Genomic DNA, 25108 nt, shown 5'->3' on the forward strand with positions numbered 1-25108 from the left:
CCATCCGCCTACGCCGGCCGAACCCCGCCGGCGGGGACAAAGATTGAAAACCGTCGGCTGGCGACTTTAATCTACTGAATTGGTAGAAATTAGAAAAAACTGTTTTGCGAGACAAAGGGCAAGCGGCTAAAAAGAGCTGAAATCAAGGCCCGTTTCAGCGGCTTCAATCCGCCCACACCCTGGATGTGGAATATTTTTCTCCTGCCTTTCGCGGTTGCGAAAAAGCGATTGCCTGCCATCGCAGGATGCGCGAGTGCTTTGCTTCTGGTTTTTCGCGCTCGGGCGTAAAACTGCAATCCTGTTCAGGATTCCGCTCGCCGCCATGTCGCACGTCACCCCAAAGCTCAACGCCTTCCCCGTCTTCATGCGGGTCGAGGGCGAAGCCGTGGCCATCGTCGGCGGCGGCGATGAGGCATTGGCAAAGGCGCGGCTGATCGGACAGTCGAGCGCGGCGCTGCGCATCATCGCCGAAAATGTCGAACCCGAGCTTTTGGCGTTCATTGCTCAGTCCGGCGCCAGCCATGTTGCAGCGGCCTACGATGCTTCGCAGCTCGAAGGCGCGGTCATGGTGTTTGCCGCCAGCGGCGATGAGTTGCTTGACCGCCGCGTCGCCACGGACGCGCGCCGCTTGAGCATTCCGGTCAATGCCGTCGACCGGCCGGAACTCTGCGATTTCTTCACCCCGGCGCTGGTCAATCGCGCGCCGGTCGCCATCGCCATTGGAACCGAAGGCGCCGGCCCCGTGCTTGCCCAGATGCTGCGCGGCCGCATCGACCAGATGCTGTCGCCGTCGCTCGGGTCGCTGGCAACGCTTGCCGCTTCGTTGCGGGGTGCTGCTGAGAGACTACTGCCGAAAGGCAATGCCCGCCGACGCTTCTGGAGCAGTTTTTTCCAGGGTGCACCGGCCCATGCGGTGGAAGCCGGCCAGCTGTCGCAGGCGCATGACGCAGCTGTGGATCTTCTGCTGTCGAACGCGCCGGCTGTGGGCCACATCGCGCTGGTCGGCGCCGGTCCGGGCGCCGAGGATCTTTTGACGCTGCGGGCGCATCGCCTGCTGATGGAAGCCGATGTCATCGTCCATGACGCGCTGGTGCCTGAGGCGGTCGTTGCCATGGGCCGCCGCGACGCCGAGCGTCTGCCGGTCGGCAAACGCAAGGGATGCCACACCAAGAGCCAGGCGGAGATCAATGCGCTGCTGGTCGAGCTCGGCCGCCAGGGCAAGCGCGTCGTGCGGCTGAAGTCTGGCGATCCGCTGGTGTTCGGGCGGGCCGGCGAGGAGATGGCGGCACTGCGCGATGCCGGCATTGCCTATGAGGTGGTTCCGGGCGTCACCGCGGCCTTTGCCGCCGCGGCCGATTTCGAACTGCCGCTGACCTTGCGTGGTGTGTCTTCCTCGATGGTGTTCACCACCGGCCACGATCTCAAGGGCAATTCATTGCCCGACTGGGCCAGGCTCGCGATTTCCGGCGCCACGGTCGCCGTCTACATGGGCCGCTCGGTCGCGGCCGAAGTCGCCGGCCGTCTGATCGAAGCCGGGCTGTCGCCGGATACGGCGGTCGCCGTGGTCGAGAATGCCAGCCTTGCCAACCGCCGCCGTTTCCATGGCACGCTGGCCGACCTGCCGTCGCTGGAGGCGCGCGCCGATCTTTCCGGGCCGGTCATGACCATCATTGGCGATGCCGTTGCCGGCGCCAATTTTGAACGGTCCGAGCCGCTCACGGCATACAGGCATGAAGGCGCGGCCAAAGCCGCCACTGAGAAAGTTCAGCCATGAAGATACTGACCGCCAACCGCCTGACCGATGGCATCGCCGTCTGGTACGCCGATGGCGGCTGGGCCGAGACCGTGGACCACGCCGACCTCGCCCATGACAAGGCCGCCGAGGACCGCCTGGAGGCGATCGGCGCCAAGGCCTATGCCGACAATGAAGTGGTCGACGTCAATCTGATCGACGCGGACGTCGTGAACGGTGTGGTCGAGCCGGTGCGGCTGCGTGAAAAAATCCGCGCCGCCGGACCGACCATCCGCAGCGATCTCGGCAAGCAGGCCGAGCGGGCGGCGTAGCCAGGATTTAAGTGAAACGGGCGGACGCGCCCTGAAAGACGAAACATGTACCGTTACGATGAGTTCGATCACGATTTTGTCCAGGCCCGTGTCGCCGAGTTCAGCGACCAGGTCGAGCGCCGGCTGTCCGGCGAGATATCAGAAGACCAGTTCCGGCCGCTGCGGCTGATGAACGGCGTCTACCTGCAGCTGCACGCCTATATGCTGCGCATCGCGGTGCCCTATGGCACGCTGAGCGGCAGGCAGCTGCGCATGCTCGGCCACATCGCCCGCAAATACGACAAGGGCTACGGCCATTTCACGACGCGCCAGAATATCCAGTTCAACTGGCCGGCGCTGTCGGACATTCCGGCGATCCTGGCCGATCTGGCGAGCGTCGAGATGCATGCCATCCAGACCAGCGGCAATTGCATCCGCAACGTCACCGCCGACCATTTCGCCGGTGCTGCCGCTGATGAGGCCGCAGATCCGCGCCCCTATGCGGAAATCCTGCGGCAATGGTCTTCGGTGCATCCGGAATTCTCGTTCCTGCCCCGGAAATTCAAGATCGCGGTGACGGGTGCCGAGCGCGACCGCGCCGCCATCCAGACGCATGACATCGGCCTGCATGTGAAGAAGAACGCAGCCGGCGAGCTTGGCTTTGCCGTCTATATTGGTGGCGGCCAGGGCCGCACGCCGATGGTGGCGAAGAAGATCCGTGACTTCCTGCCGGAAGCCGACCTTCTGTCCTACTGCACGGCGATCCTTCGCGTTTACAACCTCTATGGCCGCCGCGACAACAAGTACAAGGCGCGCATCAAGATACTGGTCCATGAGACCGGCGTCGAGGAAATCACCCGTCAGGTCGAGGCCGAATGGCAGGAGTTGAAGGACGCCGAACTGAAGCTGCCGGATGCCGACATCCGCGCCATCGAGACCTATTTCGCGCCGCCGGCGCTGACTGAACGGCCGGAAGGCGACCAGGCGGTGAAGCTGGCGCGCCTCGACTCCAAGGGTTTTTCCGAGTGGCTCGACCAGAATGTGGTGACACATCGCCATCCCGATTATGCAGCGGTGACCATCTCGCTGAAGGGCATCGGCGAGGTGCCGGGCGACGCTTCCGACAGCCAGATGGAAGCGGTCGCCGACATCGCTGAGAAATACGCTTTCGACGAGCTGCGTGTCAGCCATGAGCAGAACCTGATCCTGCCGCATGTGGCGCGCGCCGACCTCAAGGCGGTCTATGACGCGCTGGTCGACATCGGGCTGGCGACGGCCAATTCCAATCTGATATCGGACATCATCGCGTGCCCGGGGCTCGACTATTGCGCGCTGGCGACGGCACGCTCGATCCCGATCGCGCAGGAAATCTCGCAACGCTTCGCCTCGCTGGAACGGCAGCGCGAGATCGGCGAGCTGAAGCTGAAGATTTCAGGCTGCATCAATGCCTGCGGCCACCACCACGTCGGCCATATAGGCATCCTCGGCGTCGAGAAGAAGGGCTCCGAGCTCTATCAGGTGACGCTGGGCGGTTCGGCTGACGAGAACACATCGGTCGGCGAGATCATCGGCCGCGGCTTCTCGTCGGAAGAGATCACCGATGCCATCGAGCAGATCGTTGAGACTTATCTCGGGCTTCGGCTCAACCCCAGTGAAAGATTTATCGACGCCTACCGCCGTGTCGGTCCCGCGCCGTTCAAGGAGGCGCTCTATGCTGGCGAAACCAAGGCCGCTTGACCGTATCGTCGATGTCGATGACGGCGTCGCCGCCAAGGCGGCGGGGCTTGACGCGCTTTACGGTCATCTGAAGCCGCTCGAGATCATCGAACGCGCGGCCCGCGAACTGTTTCATGACGAAATCGCTGCCGTGTCGTCCTTCGGTGCGGATTCGGCGGTGCTGCTGCATATGATTTCCGAGATCGACCGGTCGCTGCCGGTCATCTTCCTCGACACCGGCAAGCATTTCGAGGAGACGCTCGGCTACCGCGACGCGCTGGTCGCCGATTTCGGGCTGACCAACATCCAAGTGATCAAACCCGACGAAGCCGCGCTCGAACGGATCGACCCGACGGGCAATCTGCACCAGAGCAACACCGACGCCTGCTGCGGCGTGCGCAAGGTCGAGCCGCTGGCGCGTGGCGTGGCGCCGTTTCGTGCCTGGTTGACCGGCCGCAAGCGCTTCCAGGCCTCGACGCGGGCTGCGCTGCCGGTGTTCGAGGCGGTCGGCGCGCGCATTCGCATCAACCCGCTGGCGCACTGGACGACATCGGATCAGGCCGACTACATGCGCGCGCATGCGCTGCGCGAAAATCCGCTGGTCGCCTATGGCTACCTGTCGATCGGCTGCTTTCCCTGCACGCAACCGGTCCAGCCGGGCGAGGACGCGCGCAGTGGCCGCTGGGCCGGTCATGCCAAGACCGAGTGCGGCATTCACCTGTCGGGACTGGAAGTTTCGCTGACCGACGCATCACTATAGGATGTGCTGATATTCAGGTGAGGCTGGCCTGCAAACGGCGGCTTCCTGCGCTTCCGGTGCTCACGTACTTCAAGTACGCTCCGCTCCGGTTCTCGGAAGCCGCCATTTTCGGCGCAGCCTGACCTGAATCTCAATACATCCTCGGCTTGTTTGAATATTTAGGAATTTTTTTGATGACTGAATCGACGACACCGGAGACCCGGCTCTGGACCCCGGAGGGTTTTCGCGAGGATGAGTGGGCCCATGCCGAAAGCGCTGACGCGCTGTCGGGCAATGGCCGCTTCATCCTGCCGCTGCAGGCGTTCCTCGACCTTGATCCAGAGGTACGCCGCTCGGCCAAGGAGCGGCTCGGCGTCGTTTTGCAGCCTGGTGATCAGCTTGAGAAGATCGCCGACCTGCTCGACCAGCTGTCGCTGGTGGCGCTGGTGTTTCCGGCCTTCAGCGACGGGCGTTCGTTCTCCAAGGCTGAACTGCTGCGCAGCCGCTATCATTTCGAAGGCGCCGTTCGTGCCACTGGCCAGGTGCTGGTGGACCCGCTGCCGCATATGCTGCGGCTGGGCTTCGACGAGTTCGAGATTTCGAACCCGGTGCTGTTGAAGCGTCTGGAAGAGGGCCGCACCGGCGGGTTGGGGCTCTACTACCAGCCGACCGCCGTGCCGGAGCCCAACGGCCCGAAATATTCCTGGCGGCGCGTTCGCGGCAGCTGACGCTGCGGTAATTGCGCCCGTCTTTACATCAGCTCTGATCAGGCCTTCTCTTGGCTGTCCGGACGGAAACATCCGCCGGGTGCGAGGAGGAAACCATGGCTTTCGACTATGTCATCGCCGGCGGCGGGTCCGCCGGCTGCGCGCTCGCCGCACGGCTTTCCGAAGACCCATCGAAAACGGTCTGTCTGATCGAGGCCGGCGGCGAGGGCAGGGACATGCTGATCCGTGCTCCGGCCGGCATTATCGGTATGCTTTCGGGCCGGCCGAAGATCAACAACTGGGCTTTCGAGACGGTGCCGCAAGACGGGCTTGGCGGCCGCAAGGGCTATCAACCGCGCGGCAAGGCGCTGGGCGGCTCCAGCGCCATCAATGCCATGCTTATGTCAGGGGCCATTGCAGTGACTATGACGAATGGGCCGATCTCGGCTGTGACGGCTGGTCATGGGACGAGGTGCTGCCCTATTTCCGGCGCGCCGAAAGCAATGAGCGCGGCACCGATGCCCTGCATGGCGGCGACGGACCGCTGAAAGTGTCGAACCAGCGTTCGCCGCGGCCGATCGCAAAGGCCTTCATCGAGGCCTGTGCGGAAAACCAGATCCGCATGACGGACGATTTCAACGGGCCGGAGCAAGAGGGCGCCGGCTATTTCCAGGTCACGCAATTTGCCGGCGGCGCGCGCAATGGCGAGCGATGTTCGGCGGCGGCCGCCTATATCCATCCGGTGATGCAGCGACCCAATCTGACCGTCATTACGCGGGCGCATGCCACGGGCGTCGTCCTTGACGGCAAGCGCGCCACGGGCGTCCGCTACCGCACCCGCCAGGGAGAGGCGGTGGCGCAGGCGTCGCGCGAGGTGATCCTGTGCGGCGGTGCCTTCGGCTCACCGCAACTGCTGCTGTTATCCGGTATCGGTCCGGCCGCCGAACTTGCCATGCACGGCATTCCCGTCACCCACGAATTGCCGGGTGTCGGCAAGAATTTGCAAGACCATCTTGATTTCATCGTCGGCTGGAAATCCAGGGATACCGACATGCTTGGCATGAGCCCGCGCGGCGCGGTCGGTTTCCTCAGGCATATCCTGCAGTGGCGGCGCGATGGCACCGGACTGATCGCCTCGCCGGCGGCCGAAAGCGGCGCGTTCGTGAAATCCGATCCGACGCTCGATCGTCCCGACCTGCAATTGCAGTTCATTATCGGGCTGGTCGAGAACCATGCGCGCACGCTGCACTATGGCTTTGGTTTCTCCTGCCATGTCTGCATCTTGCGGCCGCACTCACGCGGTGAGGTCGGCCTGGTCAGCGCCGATCCGCTGGCCGCGCCGCGCATCGATCCACGCTTCCTCGCCGACGAACGCGATGCCGAGTTGTTGCTCAAGGGCGTGAAGCTCACCCGGCAGGTGCTGGGTTCACCAGCGCTGGCGCGCTATCGGCACAAGGAAATGCACATCGCCGGCGCGCCAGGCGATGCCGACTTGATGGGACATATCCGCGCCCGCGCCGACACTGTCTATCACCCGGTCGGCTCTTGCCGCATGGGCGTCGACGAGATGGCGGTGGTCGATCCGCAATTGCGGGTCCACGGGCTTGACGCCTTGCGGGTCGTCGATGCCTCGGTGATGCCGACGCTGATCGGCGGCAACACCAATGCGCCAACCATCATGATTGCCGAAAAGGCGGCGGATATGATCAAGGCTGCCGCCTGACCATCATGTTGGTCTAACCAGTATCGTTATTTTTGCTCCCGGCTATAGCTGTAAGCAGATATATGCCTCGAAAGAGGCAGAACTGGTCGTACCAATTGTGCGATTTGCGCTTTCCCTTTGGCCATCCTGCCCTTAGGATAGGTCCATTATTTCGCACTCCGAAATAAATGGCCACAAGGGAGGAACCAGGAAATGGCTGGCAAGAAGATATTGATGCTCGTTGGCGAGTTCAGCGAGGAGTATGAGATTTTCGTCTTTGAACAGGCCATGCATGCGGTAGGCCACACCGTGCATGTCGTCTGCCCGGACAAGAAGGCGGGCGATATCCTGAAGACGTCACTGCACGATTTCGAAGGCCATCAGACCTATACCGAAAAGCTCGGCCACGACTACATCCTCAACAAGACGTTTTCCGAGGTCGATCCGGCGCAATACGATGCGGTCTACGCAGCAGGTGGGCGCGGCCCCGAATACATCCGCATCGACAAGCGGGTGCAGGCGCTGGTGCGGCATTTCCACGAGGCCGGCAAGCCGATCTTCACCATCTGCCATGGCGTGCAGATCCTGATCGCGGTCGATGGCGTGGTCCGGGGCAGGGAAGTGGCCGCACTCCACTATTGCGAGCCGGAAGTGACGCTGGCCGGCGGCATTTACATCGATGTCGCGCCGACCGGTGCCCATGTCGACGGCAATCTCGTTTCAGCCAAGGGCTGGCCGGGCCTGTCCAACTTCATCCGAGAATGCCTGAAAGTGCTGGGCACGGAGATCCGCCATGGCGAAATCCTGATGCGCGATGAGCGCCAGGCGGCCTGATCCCAGGATTTCCAGGGCTGCCGCGCCCATGGCGCGGCGGTCTTTCCAGAGCAATTCCGGACGGACCGTTCACACTTTTTCTGGGATTGGCCTAAACAATCGCCCGTGCCTCGCGGAACGACACCAGCTTGCGGCGGCTTTCATCCCACAGCGCCAGTTTGACGCAACGCAGGCTGTCGAGCAGCGTGACGCGACCGATGCCGCGCAGTTCCGGATAGTCGCGCAGCACTTCCTGCAGCCGGTAGCCCGGGACCTTGGCGGAGAGGTGGTGGACGTGGTGGACCCCGATGTTGCCGGTGAACCAGTTCAGCACCGGCGGCAGGTCGTAATAGGACGAGCCGTGCAAGGCGGCATGCTGGAATTCCCAGTCTTTGTCCTTTTCCCATTCCGTCTCCTCGAACTGGTGCTGGACGTAGAACAGCCAGACGCCGGCCGAACCGGCGAGGATGACGATCGGCAGGTGGACGACCAGGAAGGCACCGGGGCCGACGGCCCAGATAAGCAGGGCTGCCGCAAGCGCGATGGCGAGATTTGTGGTCATTGACGACACCCAGGGCGTCAATCCGCCGCGCATCATGCCGATCGGCAGCCTTTGCGAGAAGATGAACAGCCAGATCGGTCCCAACCCGAACATCACCAGGGGATGGCGATAGAGACGATAGCCAAGACGACCACGCCATGACAGCTGCCGGTATTCGGCAACGGTGAGCGTCCTGATGTCGCCCATGCCGCGTTCGTCGAGATTGCCGGCACTGGCATGGTGCACGGCGTGGGCGCGCCGCCAGCAATCGTATGGTGTCAGCGTCAGGACGCCGAGCGCACGGCCGATCCAGTCGTCGGCGTAGCGGTTGGCGAAGAAGGAGCCATGGCCGCAATCGTGCTGGATCATGAAGATGCGCACCAGGAACCCGGCCGCTGGAAGGATCAGGATCAGGCCCCACCAGTGGCCATAGGCATAGGCGGCCGAGGACAGCGCCCAGAGCGTGGCAAACGGAATGAGGGTGATGGCGAGCTCGATGGTGCTGCGCCGCCGGTCCGGCTTCTTGTAGCGCGCCAGAATCTTCAACCAGGCGCGCTTGCTGTTGGCGGCCGCATCGGGGGAAATCATGTTCATCAGGAAGCATAGGCGGGGCGTGTGGCCGCCGCAAGGCGAGGATCACGTGAAATTACTGCGCGTAATTGACGCGCGATAGGCCGGGCAGGCTGCGGAAAGATGATTTACTGATCGCGCCGGTCGACATTATCGTTCTCCGCGCCATCGAGGCGGTCAAGCAATTCCCGGAAGCGGTCTGGTATGTCGGCTTCAGGGCGGAAGGCCGGTAAAGTGCGCAGAAAGCGCGTCATCGCCTCGGCACCAAATTGGCGCCTGACTTCGCTGGCGAGTCCTTCTCCCTTTTCGAACTTGTGGTTGGTCATCATCTCAAAATCCTTTGTCGGTTTCGAAACTCCTCCAGCTAGGGAATGGTTCCCCCATCGCTCTATCAGGGCAAGTAAAGCCGGCGGTTACGGTAAAATTTGAATTAAAATTGAAATGGCTTGATCTCCGCCTGAATATCCATCAGATCGACGCCTCCGGCGCTTACCCCTTGATTTTTGGCTGCCAAACCTCGATATCGGGCACAAAATCCACACCATTCGAGATGACGGGAAACGGCGATGAGCGACCAGGCAAAAGACGAACGCGCGCCCAGTGAAGCCGAAGCGGCCGAGGCCAATGCCGAGCGCACGGAAGGCAGCATCGACGGCGACTATGAAGCGCTTGTGCGGCTGCTGAAGGAGAATGAAGAGCTGAAGGACCGCGCGCTGCGCGTCGCGGCCGAGATGGAAAATCTGCGCCGCCGCACCGCGCGCGACGTGCATGACGCCCGCACTTACGCGGTTGCGAATTTCGCCCGCGACATGCTGTCGGTGTCGGACAATCTGCGCCGCGCGCTGGACGCCATTCCGGCCGAGGCCAAGGGGTCGGGCGACGCCGGCTTCAAGGCGCTGATCGAAGGCGTCGACCTGACCGAGCGCGCCATGCTGTCTGCGCTGGAAAGGCATGGGGTCAAGAAGCTCGAACCCGAAGGCGAGAAGTTCGACCCCAATTTCCATCAGGCAATGTTCGAAGTGCCCAATCCCGATGTTCCGGCCAACACGGTGGTCCAGGTCGTGCAGCCGGGCTATTCGATCGGCGAGCGCGTGCTGCGTCCGGCCATGGTCGGCGTCGCCAAGGGTGGCCCGAAAGTCGCCGCTGAGGCGCCGGTCGAACCGGGACCGGTGAATGAGCAGGCCGAGAAGGATGCTTAGTTAGGGATTGGGCAGTAGTCAGTAGGCAATAGGAAACCAACGCAGTCGTATCAAACGCGCGGCTTCGTGCTATTCATACGCAGTTCCTAATCCCTATTGCCTATTGCCTCATGCCCTTGAACCCCATCGCCCTTCTCGACTATGCCGGTGTCGCGGTTTTCGCGGCGACGGGGGCGCTGGCTGCGTCGCGCAAACAGCTCGACATCATCGGGTTCCTGTTCCTGGCCAGCGTCACCGGCATTGGCGGCGGCACTTTTCGTGACCTCATCCTCAATGTTCCGGTGTTCTGGGTGATAAACCGCGACTATGTGCTGATCTGCGCGGTGGTGGCGGTGCTGGTCTTCTTCACCGCGCATCGGGTCGAATCCCGCTACAAGCTGCTGCTGTGGCTGGACGCCATCGGGCTGGCCGCCTTTTCGGTGATGGGCGCGGCAAAGGGCCTGGCCATCACCGGCTCGCCGGTCGTTTCGATCATCACCGGCATGCTGACCGCGACCTTTGGCGGCATATTGCGCGATCTGCTGGCCGGCGAGCCATCGGTGCTGCTGAGGCCGGAAATCTACGTCACGGCCGCGCTCGCGGGCGCCGCCATCTTCACGCTTGCTGACGTCGCCGGATTGCCGCAGATTGTCTCGGGCCTGGCCGGTTTCTTCGTGGCGCTTGCCGTGCGCGGCGGTGCACTGCGTTTCGGCTGGTCGTTTCCGTCCTACAAGAGCCGGCCGGGAAGGCGGCCTGAGGATATTCCGTGAAAAGGAAGCGAATAGCGAATAGGGATGACAGCCGCAGGATCGCGACGTAGCTCTCTCGCTATTCGCTATTCGCTATTCGCTATTCGCTATTCGCTATTCGCTATTCGCTATTCGCTATGCCGCGAAACGTTGCGCTTCCCCGCCGTAATAGTTGACGTAGCGGGCACCGATCTCCTTGACCGGCATCACCACGAAGACGTCGACGGTCGAGAATTCGCGGTCGATGACGCAGCCGTCGCCGATGCGGGCGCCAACCCTCAGATAGCCCTTGACCAGAGGCGGCATCGCCGCGATCGCGGCCTTGGCGTTGACCGCCTCGATCGGCATCAGGTCCATGGAGCAGTACCGATCGGACACGGCGCGCACGTCCCAGGCCGAATTGGTGCGGCAGTGATGGGCGAGATAGGTGAGAGCCTCGGCATGCGCTGCCGGCACGATGCCATGGAAGGAGGCGCAGCCGGTCATCACGCCGATTTCGTAGTGATTGATGTAGGCCCAGATGCCTTGCCACAGCGCCTCGATGGTGCGCTTCGAACGGTATTGCGGCAAAACGCAGGAACGGCCGAGTTCGAGAAAACGCTGGCCGGGGTGACGGGCGATGAGCTTGGTCAGCTCGAATTCGCCTTCGGAATAGAAGCCGCCGGCGGTGGCCGCGATTTCCTGCCGCAGCAGGCGGTAGGTGCCGACGATGCGGCGATGTTCGGGGCCGGAAAGCGTGGTATCCAGGACCAGCAGATGGTCGCAGAGCGGATCGAACCGGTCGGCGTCACGGCGGTCGTGCGCCTGGAACAGGTCCTTCCTGGCGCCAAGTTCGTCGTAAAATACCCGGTAACGCACTTCCTGAGCGGCCGCGATCTCGGCCTCGTTGCGGGCGAGCCGCACTTCGAGATTGCCGATACGGCCGAGTGCTGCGCCCTTTATGACGGAATCGACGTTACGTCCGGCAAGCAAGGCGCTGCTGGCGTTCGGCCGAGTGTCACATTCCGGCATAACTGTATGCACGAGTGATTCTCCTTCGAGCCATCCCTCTTGGCACGGGGATACGGTGTAGGTGCAACAGGATTGTGACAGTACCGTGATACGGCGGCGCGGGCAATACTTCGTCGGCTGGCGAAAACGGTCAACCGGCTACGTTCGGTGAGGAAACATGAAGTGCGGCGCATCTCGATCGGGTAGGGCGACGCGCTCCAGGCCCTTCTTTTTCATACCTGTCATCCGCCCAGAACTCAGGCAATTTTTGGCCGACATGCATCGGCCGCACGCCGGAAAAAGGCGGCTCAAGCGGCGACCTGGCCCTCGACGGCGTTGACCAGCGCCTCGGGGTCGAGCGGCTTGGTGACGAAGCCGCTGGCGCCGTGGGCGAGCACCGCATGGCGGGTCTTTTCCTGGCTGTCAGCCGACAGCACCATGATCGGCACGGGTGGCGCCGACGTTTCCTCCTCATGGCGACGGATCGCCGCAATCGCGTCAAGCCCATCCATCACCGGCATATGCAGATCCATCAGCACCACGTCGAAGCGGTTCTTGTGCCCGGCGCTGGTGACGGCCTCGACGGCAGCCTTGCCATTGCCGACCACCTTGACGCGGTGCCCTGCCTTCAACAGCGTAGCGCGCGCCAGCATGGCATTGATGTCGTTGTCTTCGGCGATCAGAACGGACAGGCCCTGCTGGCGGTCACCTGAGGCGCGAAGCGCCGGGACGCGGCGCTTTTCCGGCTGCGGCTGGGCAAGGCCCGGCGCATGGCTGGTCAAAAGCACACGCAGAAGCGTTGCCCCGCGCACCGGCCGGGCAAGGAAGGTCGCATAGCCGCTGGCGCGGAACTCGCCAAGCATGCCGCGGTCGGTCGGCGCGATCAGCGTAATGGCTTCGCAATCGGAAAAGCCGCTTTGGCGCAACCGCTTAAGCAGCCTCCCGTCACTTTCCTCCATGGAGGCGTCAACCAGCAGCACGTCGCAGCCGTCGGCAAAGGGCGCGGCCTGCGCCACGCTGGTGGCGATACCGGCGGTGCCGCCATTGGCGCGGATGGTGCGGGCGATGGCGTCAGCCTCGATGGCGTTCCTGGACAGGATCACCGCGCGCCTGCCGATGAGCGCGTTCAGCCGGCCCTGCGGCGCCTCGGTGGCCTCCGTGGCTGGGATTTCGAATACGAATTCCGACCCTTGGCCAAGCCGGCTGGAGACCGAGATCGTGCCGCCCATGGCGGCCACCAGGCGTTTGGAGATGGCAAGTCCCAGCCCCGCGCCGCCATGCGTGCGTGTCGAGGTGCCGTCGGCCTGCTCGAACTCCTCGAAGATGCGCTCCATGTCCTCGTCGCGCAGGCCGGGGCCGGTGTCGGTGATGGTGAAGCAGATGCGGTCGCTGGTTTCGGTGCGGGCACGCGCAACGCTGACCAGCACGCCGCCGCCGTCAGTGAACTTGATGGCGTTGCCGATGAGGTTGAGCAACACCTGCCTGACCCGGCCCGGATCGGCGGTGATCAATTGTGGTACATCCGGTTCGACGTGGCAGCCGAGGCCGATATCCTTGGCGAAGGCGCGCGCAGCCAGCAATTCGATGATGTTGTCGGCGATCTCACGCACCGACATCGGCTGCGGTTCCGGATCGAAGCGACCGGCCTCGATCTTGGAGTAGTCGAGCAAATCCTCGATCAGGGCGAGCAGGGCGCTGGCCGAAGTCGAGACGGCGCCGACATAGGTTTGCTGCTCCGGCGACAGGCTGGTATCGGCCAAGAGCCTCGCCATGCCCATGATGCCGTTCATCGGCGTGCGGATTTCATGGCTGACGGTGGCGAGAAAGCGCGATTTGGCTTGGCTGGCGTATTCGGCCCGCTCGCGCGCGGTGATCAGTGAGGATTCGGCGCGCTTGCGGGCGGTGATGTCGCGGGCGATGGCGCGATGCGAAACCGCGCCGCTGTCCTTGTCGCGCACCGACAGTTCGATCCAGGAGAACCAGCGCGGGCCGCTCGGCGTGCGGATGGCGACGTCGGTGGAACTCAGGCACTCATGGTCGGAAAAGGCGGCATCGGGCACGATGCCGACCTCGACGCCGAGTTCGGCCAGGGTCTTGCCGGCAAGATCACGCTGATCGGTTTCGACCAGATCGGCGAACACCTTGTTGGCGTATACGATGTAGCCGTCGCGGTCGCGATGGATGACAAGATCGCCAAGCGCGTCGATGAGACCGCGAAAACGCTCCTCGCTCTCCTGCATCTCCCACATGCGGTCGGCCAGCGTCTCGATCTCGGCGCGGCTGCGGGCGGTGGTCTCGTCAAGCAGGACCACGGTACGGTGGACGCTGCGTCTGGCATGCAGATGCAAGCCAAGGCCGGCGAGGCCGGTGGCCAGCAAAGCCAGGCTGATGAAGATCGGCGCCCCGGTCAGATGCGCGAGGCCGGCCAGTATCATGATGGCACCGTAGGTCAGCAGCGGCAGACCTTCGGGCCTTACCACTTGCTGCTCGGGCACCAGCGGCGGCGCGGCGATAAACCGCCGTGTCGCTGCGGGTGCCGCATCGACGTCGTCGCCAATATCTGCCTGTTGCGTGCCGGATTCCGCGATCATGCGAAACCATTGCCAGACAGAGATTATGGAAAATTGCGGCGGATCGTTCGAATTTTAGCGGATGCGAATCTTTTTACCCGGTGTGCCGGATTTGTCGCCAGACAGTGTCAATTCCGCCAGCCCTTCGGGACGGCGAACTCACCCCAATCGGCGAACTCACATGTCGACGACGACGCGTCCGCGGATCTTGCCGTCGACGATGTCGCGTGCGGCATCGATGATGCCGTCGAAGCCGATGGTCGTGGACAGGCTGGCGAGCTTCTGCAGGTCGAGATCGGAGCCGATGCGCCGCCAGGCCTCGATGCGCACAGCCTTCGGTGCCATCACCGAATCGATGCCGAGCAGCGAGACGCCGCGCAGGATGAAGGGGGCCACGCTCGACGGCAGATCCATGCCGCCGGCCAAGCCGCAGGCCGCGACCGCGCCGCCATAGGAGGTCATCGACAGCACATTGGCCAGCGTGTGGCTGCCGACCGAATCGATGCCGCCGGCCCAACGCTCCTTGGCCAGCGGCTTGGCGGGCTGGTTGAGCTCGTCGCGCGATATCACCTCGGCGGCGCCGAGGTTGATCAGATAGGGGCTTTCGGCGTTGCGACCGGTCGACGCAATGACATGGTAACCGAGGCTGGACAGGATGGAGACCGCGACCGAACCTACGCCGCCGGCGGCACCCGTCACCACCACCGGGCCGCGATCGGGCAAGATGCCATGCCGCTCCAGCGCCATGACGCTGAGCATGGCGGTGTAGCCAGCGGTGCCGACCGCCATCGCGTCATGCGTGCTGATGCCTTGCGGCAGCGGCACCAGCCAGTCGCCCTTGACACGGGCGTGCCCGGCATAGGCGCCGAAATGCGTTTCACCGACGCCCCAGCCATTCAGGATGACCTTGTCTCCCTGGCGCCAGTCGGGGTTGGAGGACGAGATCACCGTGCCGGCGAAATCGACGCCCGGCACCAGAGGCCAGCGGCGGACCACCGGCGCCTTGCCGGTGATGGCCAACCCATCCTTGTAGTTCACCGTCGTTGCCTCGACCGCGACGGTGACGTCGCCTTCCATCAGGTCGGCGTCGGTGAGATCGGTCACGGTGACCGACTGCTTTTTGTCGGCGTCGCGCGAGACGAGGATGGCTTTGAAGGTTTCGGACATCTTTTTCTCCGCGAGCTTGCTCGGTGTGGACTGTGCGGCGAAGGGCGCGCGGGGTCAATCTATGGAAGGCTTGGCTTTGGAAGGCTTGGCTTCGGAAGGCTCGGTGTTCGAAGGTTTGGGCTCGCGCCGCCAGCCGATGAGTTCGTCGAAGACGACCAGTGCCGCGCCCACGGAAATGAAGGCATCGGCGAGGTTGAAGACGGCAAAGGACCAGACCGGCGTGTGGAACAGGATGTAATCGATGACGTGGCCGTAGACGGCGCGGTCGATCAGATTGCCCAGCGCGCCGCCGATGATCAGGGCAAAGCCGATGCGGGCGACGACGTGGCCGGCCGGTGTGCGGGTGGCGAGATAGAGCACGAAAGCGACGACCAGCACGGCGATGACCACCAGTCCGGTGTCACCGAAGGAGGAGAACATCGAAAAGGCGATGCCGGTGTTGTAGGTGCGAAACAGCGCCAGGAATGGCACAAGGTCGAGCTTTTGCTGAAACGGCAGGCCGGTCTCGACCAGATGCTTTATCCACTGATCGAGTGCGACGGCCGCGACGACGAGCAGTGCGTAGGGGGACCATGATCTCAAGGGCGGGCAACCTTCATTGCTGATCGTTGATCGGTTCGAGCTTCAGCGCGCCGCGCCGGATCTCGAACAGCATGATGCCGGTGGCGACGGCGAGATTGAGCGAATCGGCGCGGCCCGCTTGCGGAATCCGGAGCAGCCTGTCGCAACTCGCCGCCAGGCTCTCGGGCAGGCCCTGCTGCTCATTGCCCATCATCAGCAGCACCGGCCCGCGGGAAAAATCGACCGAGCGATAGTCGACGGCGCCTTTCAGATGCGTGCCGGCGACGAGGCCCGAAAAGCCGCCACGCCAGGCAAGAAATCCCTCGGTCGTTGCCTTGGCTACCGGAACGGCGAAGATCGAACCCATGGTGGCGCGCACTGTCTCCACGGAAAAAGGATCGGTGGTGTCGCCGACAAGGATAACGCCCTTGGCGCCGACCGCATCGACGGTGCGGATGACGGTGCCGAGATTGCCGGGATCGCGCACCCGGTCGAGTGCCACCCAGACATCGCCATTGTCGGCGCGGATATCCCTGAGGGCGAGGAATCTCTGCGAGAAGACACCGACCACCATTTGCGGGTTGTCGCGGCGGGTGATGGCGACAAGCACCTTTTCCGAGACTTCGAGCACCGTGCCGCCGGCGGCGACTGTGCGCGCCGCGACCTTTTCCACCGCAGCATTGCCGCGCCCGGCCTTGGCGAACACAAGCGTCCTGATCTGCCAGCCGAGATCGAGCGCATCGATGACCAGCTTCAGCCCCTCGGCCATGAAGGCGTTCTGCTGGTCGCGGAATTTCTTCAAGGCGAGCGCCTTGATGTCCTTGATCAGCGGATTGGCAAGGCTGGTGACTTCCTTCACCTGGCCCGGTGCGCCGGCATGCCGTTCGTTCATTCGGGACTCCGGGGCATTCAGGCCACCCAACGCGAAAACAGTGAGGTCGAGAGCGCCCTGCCAGCGGATTTTTCGCGGATGATCAGCTCACCCGATTCAACCCTGCCGCCCATGCCGGCGAAGGTGTCGCGCATCAGAGCATGGATGGCGAAGAAGGAGGCGCGGATCGAATAGGCGGTCAGCACCACAGCGAGCGGTTTTGGCGTCAGGATCGCGCGGCAGAGGTCGGTCAATGCCGGCAGGTCCTCGAACAATTGCCAGACCTCGCCCTTGGGCCCACGGCCATAGGCCGGCGGGTCGAACAGGATGATGTCGTAGCGGCTGCCGCGGCGCTCCTCGCGCTCTGCGAATTTCACCGCATCATCAACGATCCAGCGGATCGGCTTGCTGCCAAGCCCGGCCATTTCCTGGTTTTCACGCGCCCAGCCGATCGCCTTCTTCGAGGCATCGACATGGGTGACTTCGGCGCCGGCGCGGGCCGCCACCAGCGAGGCAAGGCCGGTATAGCCGAACAGGTTGAGCACCTTGACCGGCCGCCTGGCCGACGCGATCAGGCCCGCCATATGATCCCAATGCGAGGCCTGTTCGGGAAAGACGCCGACATGGCGAAACGAGGTGAAACGGCCGAGATAGTCGATGCCGTCATGCTTCATCGGCCAGGTTTCGCCAAGCGGCGTTTTCGGGAAACGCCAGCGGCCGATCCCTTCCTCGTCGGTGTCGCCGGTGAAGATAGCGTCGGCACGCTCCCAGTCCCTTGCCGGCAAGGCCTTCTGCCAGATCGCCTGGCCCTCGGGCCGCACGATGCGGTAGGGGCCGTATTGTTCGAGCTTTTCGCCGGCGCCGCTGTCGAGCAGGGCATAATCCGCGTTGGGTGCTACTTCCAGGATGACCGGAAGTTGCTCGGCGGGCAGCGCCCCTTCGCGGCGGGCGAGGATGCGCGGTACGGCTTTCGGTTCGGTGCGATCGTCGGGTCTGGCCTCGGGCCGCTCGCGCGGCCTGGTGTCCGGCCGGGCCGCGCCACGCGCCTCGTGCGGACGTGCGTCTCCCGTTCCGCCTTTTGCGGGCGGGCGGCTGTCGCGGCGTTTGTCGCGAAAAGACTTCAAGCGGGAGCATCTCCGAGCGGCGTGCCGCTTTTGGCATAGGGCAACCGGCTTCGCAACCAAGTCTGCCGCTACCTCTCCTGTTCATGTCGGCCAGCGATGGACCAATGTCAAAGAAACAGGCAAATCTGCTGGATGTCCCGCTCCGAACGCCTGCTTGATCTCATCCAGTGCCTGCGCCGGCACCGCCGGCCGGTGAGCGGGCGCACGCTTGCCGATGAGCTCGGGATCTCGATCCGCACACTCTATCGCGACATCGCCACGCTGCAGGGGCAGGGCGCGCCGATCGAGGGCGAGGCGGGGCTCGGCTATGTGCTCAAGCCCGGCTTCATGCTGCCGCCGCTGATGTTCAGCGACGAGGAGATCGAAGCCATCGTGCTCGGCTCGCGCTGGGTCGCCAAGCAGCCGGACCGCCGTCTTTCAGCCGCCGCCGCCAACGCACTGGCCAAGATCGCCGCCGTGCTGCCCGACGATCTGCGCGAGGATCTCGATGCCTCGACGCTGCTGGTCGGGCCGCCCATGACGGTCATTGAAGGCATCGACCTCGGCATCGTGCGGCAGGCCATCCGCAACGAACGAAAACTCGGCTTTCTCTATCGCGACGCAGGCGGCGCCGGATCCGAGCGCGTGGTGTGGCCGTTCGCGCTCGGCTTCTTCGACAAGGTGCGGGTGGTGGTGGCGTGGTGCGAGATGCGGCAGGATTTCCGCCATTTTCGCGCTGATCGCATCTCCGGCCTCAACACAATCGATACGCGCTATCCGCGTCGCCGCCAGGCGCTGCTCAAGGAATGGCGGGCGACGTTCGACAAACCGCGTGGGTCTTGAATGCTACTGCCAGAAACTGACAGTAGCCCGGCCTATATCGAGCGCATCGAAACGCCGAACCCTGGAGAGCCGATCATGACCACCCCGAATTTCGTCATTCTCTATGTCGACAAGCCGCTTGAGAGCGGCGCCTTCTACAGCGCGTTGCTGGGGCGCGAGCCGGTAGAAAGCGCGCCGACCTTCGTGTTGTTCGTGCTCGACAACGGCTTCAAGCTCGGCCTCTGGTCACGCCATACGGTGGAGCCGGCGGCAGAGGCGGCCGGTGGCGGCGCCGAGATCGTGTTTGCGCTGGAGACACCCGGCGCGGTCGATGCCACCCATGCCGACTGGGCCGGGCGCGGGTTGAAGATCCTGCAGGCACCGACCGACCTGGATTTCGGCCGCACCTTCGTTGCGCTCGATCCAGACAATCATCGTCTGCGTGTTTACTGGCTGTCCGATGGGGAACAGAAATGAGCGCATACTGGATCGCGGTTGCGTCGGCCGAGCACGTCCGCCGTGGCCGGAAGGATGGCTTCATGCAGGTCAACCACGGCAAAGCGGCACCTCTGCGCCGCGTCAAGCCCGGTGACGGCATTGTCTACTATTCGCCGACCAACGTTTTGGGCGAGAAAGACGGCCTGCAGGCTTTCACGGCAATCGGCACCGTGCGGACGGGAGAACCCTATCAAGGCGACATGGGCGCCGGCTTCACGCCGTTCCGCCGCGATGTCGACTGGGCGACGGCTGAAGAAGCGCCGATCAAGCCATTGCTCGACCGGCTGGAGTTCACCGCCGGCAAGTCGAACTGGGGGTATCAGCTACGCTTTGGCCTGTTTTCGGTCAGCGCGGCTGATTTCACAGTGATCGCCGAGGCGATGGGCGCCAAATGGCTGTGACCGGGAGCTAGGCCTTGAGTGCGTTGTAGACGGCAATGCCGGCGGCGAGGTCCTCGAGCGCGGCACCGACCGACTTGAACAACGTGATCTCGTCGGAGCTCTCCCGGCCCTTCTTCTGGTCGCGCGTCAGTTCGTGCAGATCGGCGACAATGGCTTCCGGCTTCAGCAGACCGGAGGCCAGGGGCTGGACGATGTCGCCGGCCTCCTTGGTGGCACCGGCGCGGGTATCGACATAGACACGAGCGCGCGCGATCGCTTCGTCATCGCTTTCGCGCATCGTCGGGGTAAAGCCGCCGACCAGATCGACATGGGTTCCCGGCCGCAGCATCGCGCCCTTGACGAGCGGCGTGGTGGTGATCGTCGCCGAGGAGACGATGTCGGCCTGGGCAAGCTCGGCATCGAGATCGGTCGCGGCGCTGGCCGAAAAACCTTCGGCACGCAAATCGGCCGCGACTTTCTCGGCATTGGCCGGGGTCCGGTTCCAGATGCGGATGGTCTTGATCGGCCGCACGGCCGAATGTGCCTTGGCAAGGAACGGCGACAGGGCGCCGGCGCCGACCACAAGCAGCCGCGAGGCATCGTCGCGGGCGAGGTAGGATGCCGCCAGCGCCGAAGCGCAAGCGGTGCGCCACTGCGTCAGTCGCTGGCCGTCAATCAAGGCTTCCGGTTCGCCGGTGCTGCCATTGAGCAAGAGATAGAGCCCCATCACCGCCGGCTTGCCGATGGCATTGTTGTCGGGCGAGACGGTGACGATCTTGACGCCGACATGACCGCCGGCCGAGGTACCGGCGGCGTGGAAATCCGTCCATGCCGGCATCAGCAACAAGGTCGAGGCCGCACCATCCGGTCGCTCGACCGCGTGATGATGCCTGACAGGTTGCACCGCACCTTCGCGAAATGCTGTTCTCAACGTCTCGACCAGTCCGGGAAAGGTCAGCGCACGATCGACCTCGGTGGCCGAAATGGTCAGCATGAAAAGCTCCGTGGAAAGAAAGCCGCCGGCCGGCGGCTCAAGTGGTCGGCTTCGGCAATACCGGTCCTTGGGCTGACCCCTGGACCGGCCTCTGCGGTGCCGATGGTGCGCGACTGACCGCCTGGCGCAGGTTTTCCGCCTCGACACCGCGCTGGCGCGCCAGCTTGCGGTAGCGGCCCTGTTTGACCCAGGTGGCCAGGCTGCCGACGATCATGCCGATGGCGAGCGCCAGGAACAGGAAGATGAACAGCGGCAAGGTAAGCGTCAGCTTCGGATTGCCGGGATTGAACGGGTCCAGCGTGAAGGCGACGAGTTCGCGGTTGGCGACTGCGAGCGCGATCAGGATGATCGCCAGGGGCACGAAGACCACGATGAGCACGAAACGATTGAGCATTGTGTTTTCCGTCGGAAGCTGGCGCTGACGCCTACTTGCCGCCGTTCAGCCTTTCACGCAGTTCCTTGCCGGTCTTGAAGAACGGCACCCATTTCTCCTCGACCTCGACGGATTCGCCGGTGCGCGGGTTGCGGCCGGTGCGGGCGGGGCGGTTTTTCACCGAAAAAGCGCCGAAGCCACGCAACTCGACCCGGTTGCCCTCGGCAAGGGCGTCGGTGATCTCATCGAAGATCGCGCCGACAATGTTTTCGACGTCGCGCAGGAAAAGATGCGGATTGCGCGTGGCAATAATCTGCACAAGTTCGGACTTGATCATCAGACGGGTCCCCGAGAAAGCGATGCGGTCAAAATTATCAGGATGATTTTATTTGCTTTTTTACTCGCCCCAACCGGCATCTCAAGGGTGCCAGACGGAAACGAGACCGTCAAGAAACAAGCGGTCGGCGCCAAGTTCGTGGATCACATCGCCGCTGTAATCCGGCAGGCCGAGCGCGCTGCCGATCGTTTTCACCATCGACTTGGACCACAGGAAGCTCCCGCGCCGGTCCGTGTCTTTCCATTCGACCACCTTGAGCTTGGCGTCGACGCCCTTGGTCGCCAGCCAGTCGATCGCCTCGGTTTCGCCGCCGACGGCATCGATCAGCCCGTTGGCGAGGCCCTGGCGGCCGGTGAAGATCGACCCATCAGCCAGAGCCAGCGCCTGCTCATGCGTCATCTTGCGGCGGTCGGCGACGATGCCGACGAACCAGTCGTAGCTGTCGAGGATGAGCTTGCGGACCATGGCGCGCTCGTCGTCATTGGTCGGCTTGAAGGGCGAGGGCGAGGCTTTGAGCGGCGAGGATTTCACCTCCTCCAGCTTGATGCCGAGCTTGTCCATCAGGCCGCTGACGTCAGGATACTGGATCAGCACGCCGATCGAACCGACGATCGAGGTCTTGCGGGCAACGATATGGTCGGCCGCACTTGCGATCATATAGCCCGCCGAGGCGGCGAGCGTACCGACTTCGGCCACGACAGGCTTGTCGGCGGCCACCTTGCGGACCTCCTCAAAGATCGATTCGCCGCCGACGGTGGTGCCGCCGGGTGAATCGATCGCCAGGATCACGCCTTTCACCTTCGACGATTTGCGGATGTCCTCCAGCCGCTTGATCAGTTCCTCGTCCTCGGTGATCGTGCCTTCGATCCTGACCTTGGCGATATGGTCGACGGACGAGCCGCCGAGATCGTCGCCATAGAGCCATGCCGACAGCCCGATCACGCCGAGTGCGACGATGCCTATGGCCGCAACACGCCAGAATGTCAGCTTGCGCCGCAAACGGCGGCGGTCGATCAGGTCGTCGGCTCTCAATGCCATGGTCAGCCTCACAGTCGGCGGGAAGAGACGCTTTTAGACCATGATGTCTTGATCGGGAAGCTGTTCCGTCTTCCATGTGGCGCGGCAATCCGCGCGCGGCCATCCCATGCTGTCTGTTTTGTGACTGGCCTGCGCAACGGACGCAAGGTAAGTGGGAGCAATGGCGGTGACGAAAAACGACGCAGGCGCGTCCATTTCTGCTATGAAGTACCGGCTGTTGTGCTGACCTCGTTTTCGTTTGTACAACGGCAGTTGTCACATTTTTGCGGTTTTCGTGGGCTTGTGCTTGCTTGAGGGCACCGGCCCCCCACCTATAGGCGGTGCTCGCTGGCGGGCAGGGGTTTAGAAGAAAGCAGTCATGTTAGCGCGACCGAATGAATCGACCAGCCCAGAAATGGAGTTGGCTCCCCCGGCGGATGGCCCGACGCGGAGCGATGCGTTCGACCGCGCGCAGCGTCATTCGCGCCGCGTGCGCGTGCTCAAATTCGCCGTGCCTCTGGCTGCCGCGTTGATCGCCGTCGCCTTCCCGGTCTATTCCTATCTGGCGGCACCCATCAAGATAGCGGTGCAGACGGAAGGCACTGCCTTTTCCAATGGCAAGCTGGTGATGGCCAATCCCAAGCTCAACGGTTTCACCAAGCAGAAGCAGCCTTATTCGATGACGGCCCTGCGGGCGATTCAGGATGTCAACACGCAAGGCATCATCGAGCTGGAAGGCATAGACGCCAAGGTGCCGGTCGGGCCAGACAATGTGGCGGCGGTCAAAGCCTCACACGGGACCTACGATCGCGACGGCAATACGATGAAACTGACCAGCGACGTCACGATCACCACGACCGACGGCATGCAGGCCAAGTTCAAATCGGTCTTCCTCGACATGGGCAAAGGCACTATGAAGACGGATGATCCCGTCGATGTCAGCCGTGGCGGGTCACAAATCACAGCGAATTCCATGTCGGTCCAGGACAATGGCAAGGTCCTGGTGTTCGAGAACAGGGTGCGCGTCAACATAGATCCCGCCGTTCTGAAGGCGGCCGAGGCAAAGGGCGAGGAAGCGAATGTGGCTCAATAGTTCAATACGGCTTGCGGCCGCGACTTCGGCACTGCTCCTGCTGGGGCTGGGACCGTCGCTGGCACAGTCCGGCGCCGAAAGCCTGTCCGGCCTGAAATTGACCGGCGACAAGCCTATCCAGATCGAGAGCGACAAGCTCGAGGTTCGGCAGGCTGACAATGTTGCCGTGTTCACCGGCAATGTCACCGTCGTGCAGGGGCCAACCCTGCTCAAGGCCGGCAAGATGATGGTGTACTACATCAAGGACCCCAAGGCTGCCGCCAAGGGCACCGAAGCGGCGGGTGCCGCGATGACCGGCTCCGCCAACATCGATCACCTCGAAGTCAGCGACAGGGTCTATATCAAGTCGAATGACCAGGTGGCGACCGGCGACAACGGCACTTTCGACATGAAGACGCAGGTGCTGGTCCTGTCGGGCAAGGAAGTGGTGCTGTCGCAAGGCCCTAACGTGCTCAAGGGCTGCAAGCTGACCGTACAGATGAAGACTGGCCTCGCCAACGTCGATGGTTGCGGCGGTCGTGTCATCATGTCGATGACGCCGCCACCGAAAGCGGATGCGGCGAAATCGGGAGCGACGAACCCCTGATGGCCAGCCTGTCGTCGCTGACGGCGCGTCTTCCGGGACGGGCCGCCGGCAAGATTTCGGCGCCGGCCACGGTGACCGTCGATGCGGGAAAATTCAAGGGCACCTTGATCGCCAAGGGGCTGACCAAGAGCTACAAGGGCCGCAAGGTCGTCAGCGGCGTCACCATCGGCGTGCGTGCCGGCGAGGCCGTCGGGCTGCTCGGCCCCAACGGCGCCGGCAAGACCACCTGTTTCTACATGGTCACTGGCCTTGTGCCGGTGGATGAAGGCACGATCGAGATCGACGGCTTCGATGTTACGTCGATGCCGATGTACCGCCGTGCCCGGCTCGGCATCGGTTATCTGCCACAGGAAGCCTCGATCTTTCGCGGCCTCAATGTCGAGCAGAATATCCGCGCCGTGCTCGAAGTGGTCGAAAAGGACCGCAAGGTACGCGAGCGCAGCCTCGACGAACTGCTTGAGGAATTCCACATCAGCCATCTGCGCAAGGCGCCATCCATGTCGCTCTCCGGCGGCGAGCGGCGGCGCCTGGAAATCGCCCGCGCGCTGGCGACGCGCCCGGCCTATATGCTGCTTGACGAGCCCTTTGCCGGTATCGATCCGATCGCCGTCGCCGATATCCAGCAACTGGTGCGCCACCTGACGGCACGCGGTATCGGCGTCCTCATCACCGACCACAATGTGCGTGAGACGCTCGGCCTGATCGACCGCGCCTACATCATCCATGCTGGCCAGGTGCTGACCCATGGCCGCGCCGACGAAGTGGTGGCGAACCCGGATGTGCGGCGTCTTTACCTCGGCGAGGGTTTTACGCTCTGAACCTTCCTGTGCTTTTTCCGGGAAAACAATATACGCTTTTCCAGGAATTGCCTTGTCGTGCAGAATTGCCTTGGGCGTGAAATTTGTTTCCTGACGCGATTTTTCGCGCGCTGTAACCTCTTTTTGTACGGTTTTACTCCGAGATAACGCTCCGGTAAGTGAGTTTTGCT

General features: G+C 63.3%; 26 protein-coding genes and 1 pseudogene. 15 read left to right on the plus strand and 12 right to left on the minus strand.

Annotation, left to right across the window (positions count from 1 at the left end; translation table 11 throughout):
* The first annotated feature begins 322 nt into the window (after positions 1-322).
* The 7 genes and pseudogenes from cysG (at position 323) to EB235_RS10280 (ending at position 7741) form a co-directional block, all read left to right on the plus strand.
* A complete protein-coding gene (gene cysG / locus EB235_RS10250) occupies positions 323-1774 on the plus strand; it encodes a siroheme synthase CysG (RefSeq protein ID WP_027031090.1) in 1452 nt (483 codons plus the stop codon).
* Positions 1771-2064: a DUF2849 domain-containing protein gene (locus EB235_RS10255; RefSeq protein ID WP_027031089.1), complete on the plus strand. Its 294-nt coding sequence runs from the start codon at positions 1771-1773 to the stop codon at positions 2062-2064. The genes cysG and EB235_RS10255 overlap by 4 nt, the downstream gene beginning before the upstream one ends.
* Before the next feature lie 45 nt (positions 2065-2109).
* Positions 2110-3780, plus strand: coding sequence for a nitrite/sulfite reductase (locus EB235_RS10260; protein ID WP_027031088.1), 1671 nt, complete (start codon positions 2110-2112; stop codon positions 3778-3780).
* Entirely contained in the window at positions 3755-4519 is a 765-nt protein-coding gene (locus tag EB235_RS10265) for a phosphoadenylyl-sulfate reductase (RefSeq protein ID WP_027031087.1), read from the plus strand. Before EB235_RS10260 ends, EB235_RS10265 begins: the two co-directional genes overlap by 26 nt.
* Before the next feature lie 173 nt (positions 4520-4692).
* Positions 4693-5226, plus strand: coding sequence for a DUF934 domain-containing protein (locus EB235_RS10270; RefSeq protein WP_027031086.1), 534 nt, complete (start codon positions 4693-4695; stop codon positions 5224-5226).
* Positions 5227-5321: 95 nt separating this feature from the next.
* A pseudogene (locus tag EB235_RS10275) lies at positions 5322-6928 on the plus strand (GMC family oxidoreductase).
* A 192-nt stretch (positions 6929-7120) separates the two neighbouring features.
* Positions 7121-7741 carry a DJ-1/PfpI family protein gene (locus EB235_RS10280; protein WP_027031085.1) on the plus strand — a complete coding sequence of 207 codons (621 nt, stop codon included), beginning with the start codon at positions 7121-7123 and terminating at the stop codon, positions 7739-7741.
* 91 nt (positions 7742-7832) lie between these two features.
* Here EB235_RS10280 and EB235_RS10285 read toward each other — a convergent pair whose 3' ends face one another.
* Positions 7833-8855, minus strand: a complete 1023-nt coding sequence (locus EB235_RS10285; protein WP_027031084.1) for a fatty acid desaturase — start codon at positions 8853-8855, stop codon at positions 7833-7835.
* 104 nt (positions 8856-8959) lie between these two features.
* Positions 8960-9160, minus strand: coding sequence for a hypothetical protein (locus EB235_RS10290; protein ID WP_027031083.1), 201 nt, complete (start codon positions 9158-9160; stop codon positions 8960-8962).
* A gap of 237 nt (positions 9161-9397) precedes the next feature.
* Between EB235_RS10290 and grpE the strand changes: the two genes are divergently transcribed.
* Both grpE and EB235_RS10300 read left to right on the plus strand, forming a co-directional pair.
* Complete coding sequence (gene grpE, locus EB235_RS10295) at positions 9398-10030, plus strand: nucleotide exchange factor GrpE (protein WP_027031082.1); 633 nt, start codon at positions 9398-9400, stop codon at positions 10028-10030.
* A 116-nt stretch (positions 10031-10146) separates the two neighbouring features.
* Positions 10147-10779, plus strand: coding sequence for a trimeric intracellular cation channel family protein (locus tag EB235_RS10300; protein ID WP_027031081.1), 633 nt, complete (start codon positions 10147-10149; stop codon positions 10777-10779).
* 114 nt (positions 10780-10893) lie between these two features.
* Here EB235_RS10300 and EB235_RS10305 read toward each other — a convergent pair whose 3' ends face one another.
* From EB235_RS10305 to EB235_RS10330, 6 genes are all read right to left on the minus strand, one after another.
* Positions 10894-11769, minus strand: coding sequence for a GNAT family N-acetyltransferase (locus tag EB235_RS10305; RefSeq protein ID WP_032925566.1), 876 nt, complete (start codon positions 11767-11769; stop codon positions 10894-10896).
* A gap of 287 nt (positions 11770-12056) precedes the next feature.
* A complete protein-coding gene (locus EB235_RS10310; protein ID WP_027031079.1) occupies positions 12057-14339 on the minus strand; it encodes a hybrid sensor histidine kinase/response regulator in 2283 nt (760 codons plus the stop codon).
* Between the two features lie 156 nt (positions 14340-14495).
* A complete protein-coding gene (locus tag EB235_RS10315) occupies positions 14496-15485 on the minus strand; it encodes an MDR family oxidoreductase (protein WP_027031078.1) in 990 nt (329 codons plus the stop codon).
* Between the two features lie 54 nt (positions 15486-15539).
* Entirely contained in the window at positions 15540-16067 is a 528-nt protein-coding gene (gene lspA, locus EB235_RS10320) for a signal peptidase II (RefSeq protein WP_027031077.1), read from the minus strand.
* Positions 16068-16080: 13 nt separating this feature from the next.
* Positions 16081-16938, minus strand: a complete 858-nt coding sequence (locus tag EB235_RS10325) for a TrmH family RNA methyltransferase (protein ID WP_027031076.1) — start codon at positions 16936-16938, stop codon at positions 16081-16083.
* A gap of 17 nt (positions 16939-16955) precedes the next feature.
* On the minus strand, positions 16956-18041 hold the full coding sequence (locus EB235_RS10330; RefSeq protein ID WP_027031075.1) for a class I SAM-dependent rRNA methyltransferase: 1086 nt from the start codon (positions 18039-18041) through the stop codon (positions 16956-16958).
* Between the two features lie 132 nt (positions 18042-18173).
* Here EB235_RS10330 and EB235_RS10335 point away from each other — a divergent pair, with 132 nt between their 5' ends.
* From EB235_RS10335 to EB235_RS10345, 3 genes are all read left to right on the plus strand, one after another.
* On the plus strand, positions 18174-18863 hold the full coding sequence (locus EB235_RS10335; RefSeq protein WP_027031074.1) for a helix-turn-helix transcriptional regulator: 690 nt from the start codon (positions 18174-18176) through the stop codon (positions 18861-18863).
* Positions 18864-18938: 75 nt separating this feature from the next.
* The gene (locus tag EB235_RS10340) at positions 18939-19319 is read left to right on the plus strand and encodes a VOC family protein (RefSeq protein WP_027031073.1); all 381 of its coding nucleotides are present in this window, start codon (positions 18939-18941) and stop codon (positions 19317-19319) included.
* Positions 19316-19741 carry an EVE domain-containing protein gene (locus tag EB235_RS10345; RefSeq protein WP_027031072.1) on the plus strand — a complete coding sequence of 142 codons (426 nt, stop codon included), beginning with the start codon at positions 19316-19318 and terminating at the stop codon, positions 19739-19741. The genes EB235_RS10340 and EB235_RS10345 overlap by 4 nt, the downstream gene beginning before the upstream one ends.
* A gap of 7 nt (positions 19742-19748) precedes the next feature.
* On the opposite strand, the gene EB235_RS10350 is transcribed toward EB235_RS10345, so the two are convergent.
* The 4 genes from EB235_RS10350 to sppA form a co-directional block, all read right to left on the minus strand.
* A complete protein-coding gene (locus tag EB235_RS10350; protein ID WP_027031071.1) occupies positions 19749-20714 on the minus strand; it encodes an ornithine cyclodeaminase family protein in 966 nt (321 codons plus the stop codon).
* A gap of 37 nt (positions 20715-20751) precedes the next feature.
* Positions 20752-21108 (minus strand): LapA family protein, encoded by a 357-nt coding sequence (locus tag EB235_RS10355; protein WP_027031070.1) that lies wholly within the window; start codon positions 21106-21108, stop codon positions 20752-20754.
* 31 nt (positions 21109-21139) lie between these two features.
* Complete coding sequence (locus EB235_RS10360; RefSeq protein ID WP_006200394.1) at positions 21140-21424, minus strand: integration host factor subunit beta; 285 nt, start codon at positions 21422-21424, stop codon at positions 21140-21142.
* 81 nt (positions 21425-21505) lie between these two features.
* Positions 21506-22462, minus strand: a complete 957-nt coding sequence (gene sppA / locus EB235_RS10365; protein WP_027031069.1) for a signal peptide peptidase SppA — start codon at positions 22460-22462, stop codon at positions 21506-21508.
* A 358-nt stretch (positions 22463-22820) separates the two neighbouring features.
* Between sppA and lptC the strand changes: the two genes are divergently transcribed.
* Genes lptC through lptB form a run of 3 tightly spaced genes read left to right on the plus strand, consistent with a single transcriptional unit; the run spans position 22821 to position 24938 of the window.
* Positions 22821-23534 carry an LPS export ABC transporter periplasmic protein LptC gene (lptC, locus tag EB235_RS10370; protein WP_027031068.1) on the plus strand — a complete coding sequence of 238 codons (714 nt, stop codon included), beginning with the start codon at positions 22821-22823 and terminating at the stop codon, positions 23532-23534.
* Positions 23521-24120, plus strand: a complete 600-nt coding sequence (locus EB235_RS10375) for an LptA/OstA family protein (protein WP_027031067.1) — start codon at positions 23521-23523, stop codon at positions 24118-24120. The genes lptC and EB235_RS10375 overlap by 14 nt, the downstream gene beginning before the upstream one ends.
* Entirely contained in the window at positions 24120-24938 is an 819-nt protein-coding gene (gene lptB, locus EB235_RS10380; RefSeq protein WP_027031066.1) for an LPS export ABC transporter ATP-binding protein, read from the plus strand. Before EB235_RS10375 ends, lptB begins: the two co-directional genes overlap by 1 nt.
* The last annotated feature ends 170 nt before the right edge of the window (positions 24939-25108 follow it).

The sequence above is a fragment of the Mesorhizobium loti R88b genome, assembly GCF_013170845.1.
Classification (GTDB): domain Bacteria; phylum Pseudomonadota; class Alphaproteobacteria; order Rhizobiales; family Rhizobiaceae; genus Mesorhizobium; species Mesorhizobium loti_B.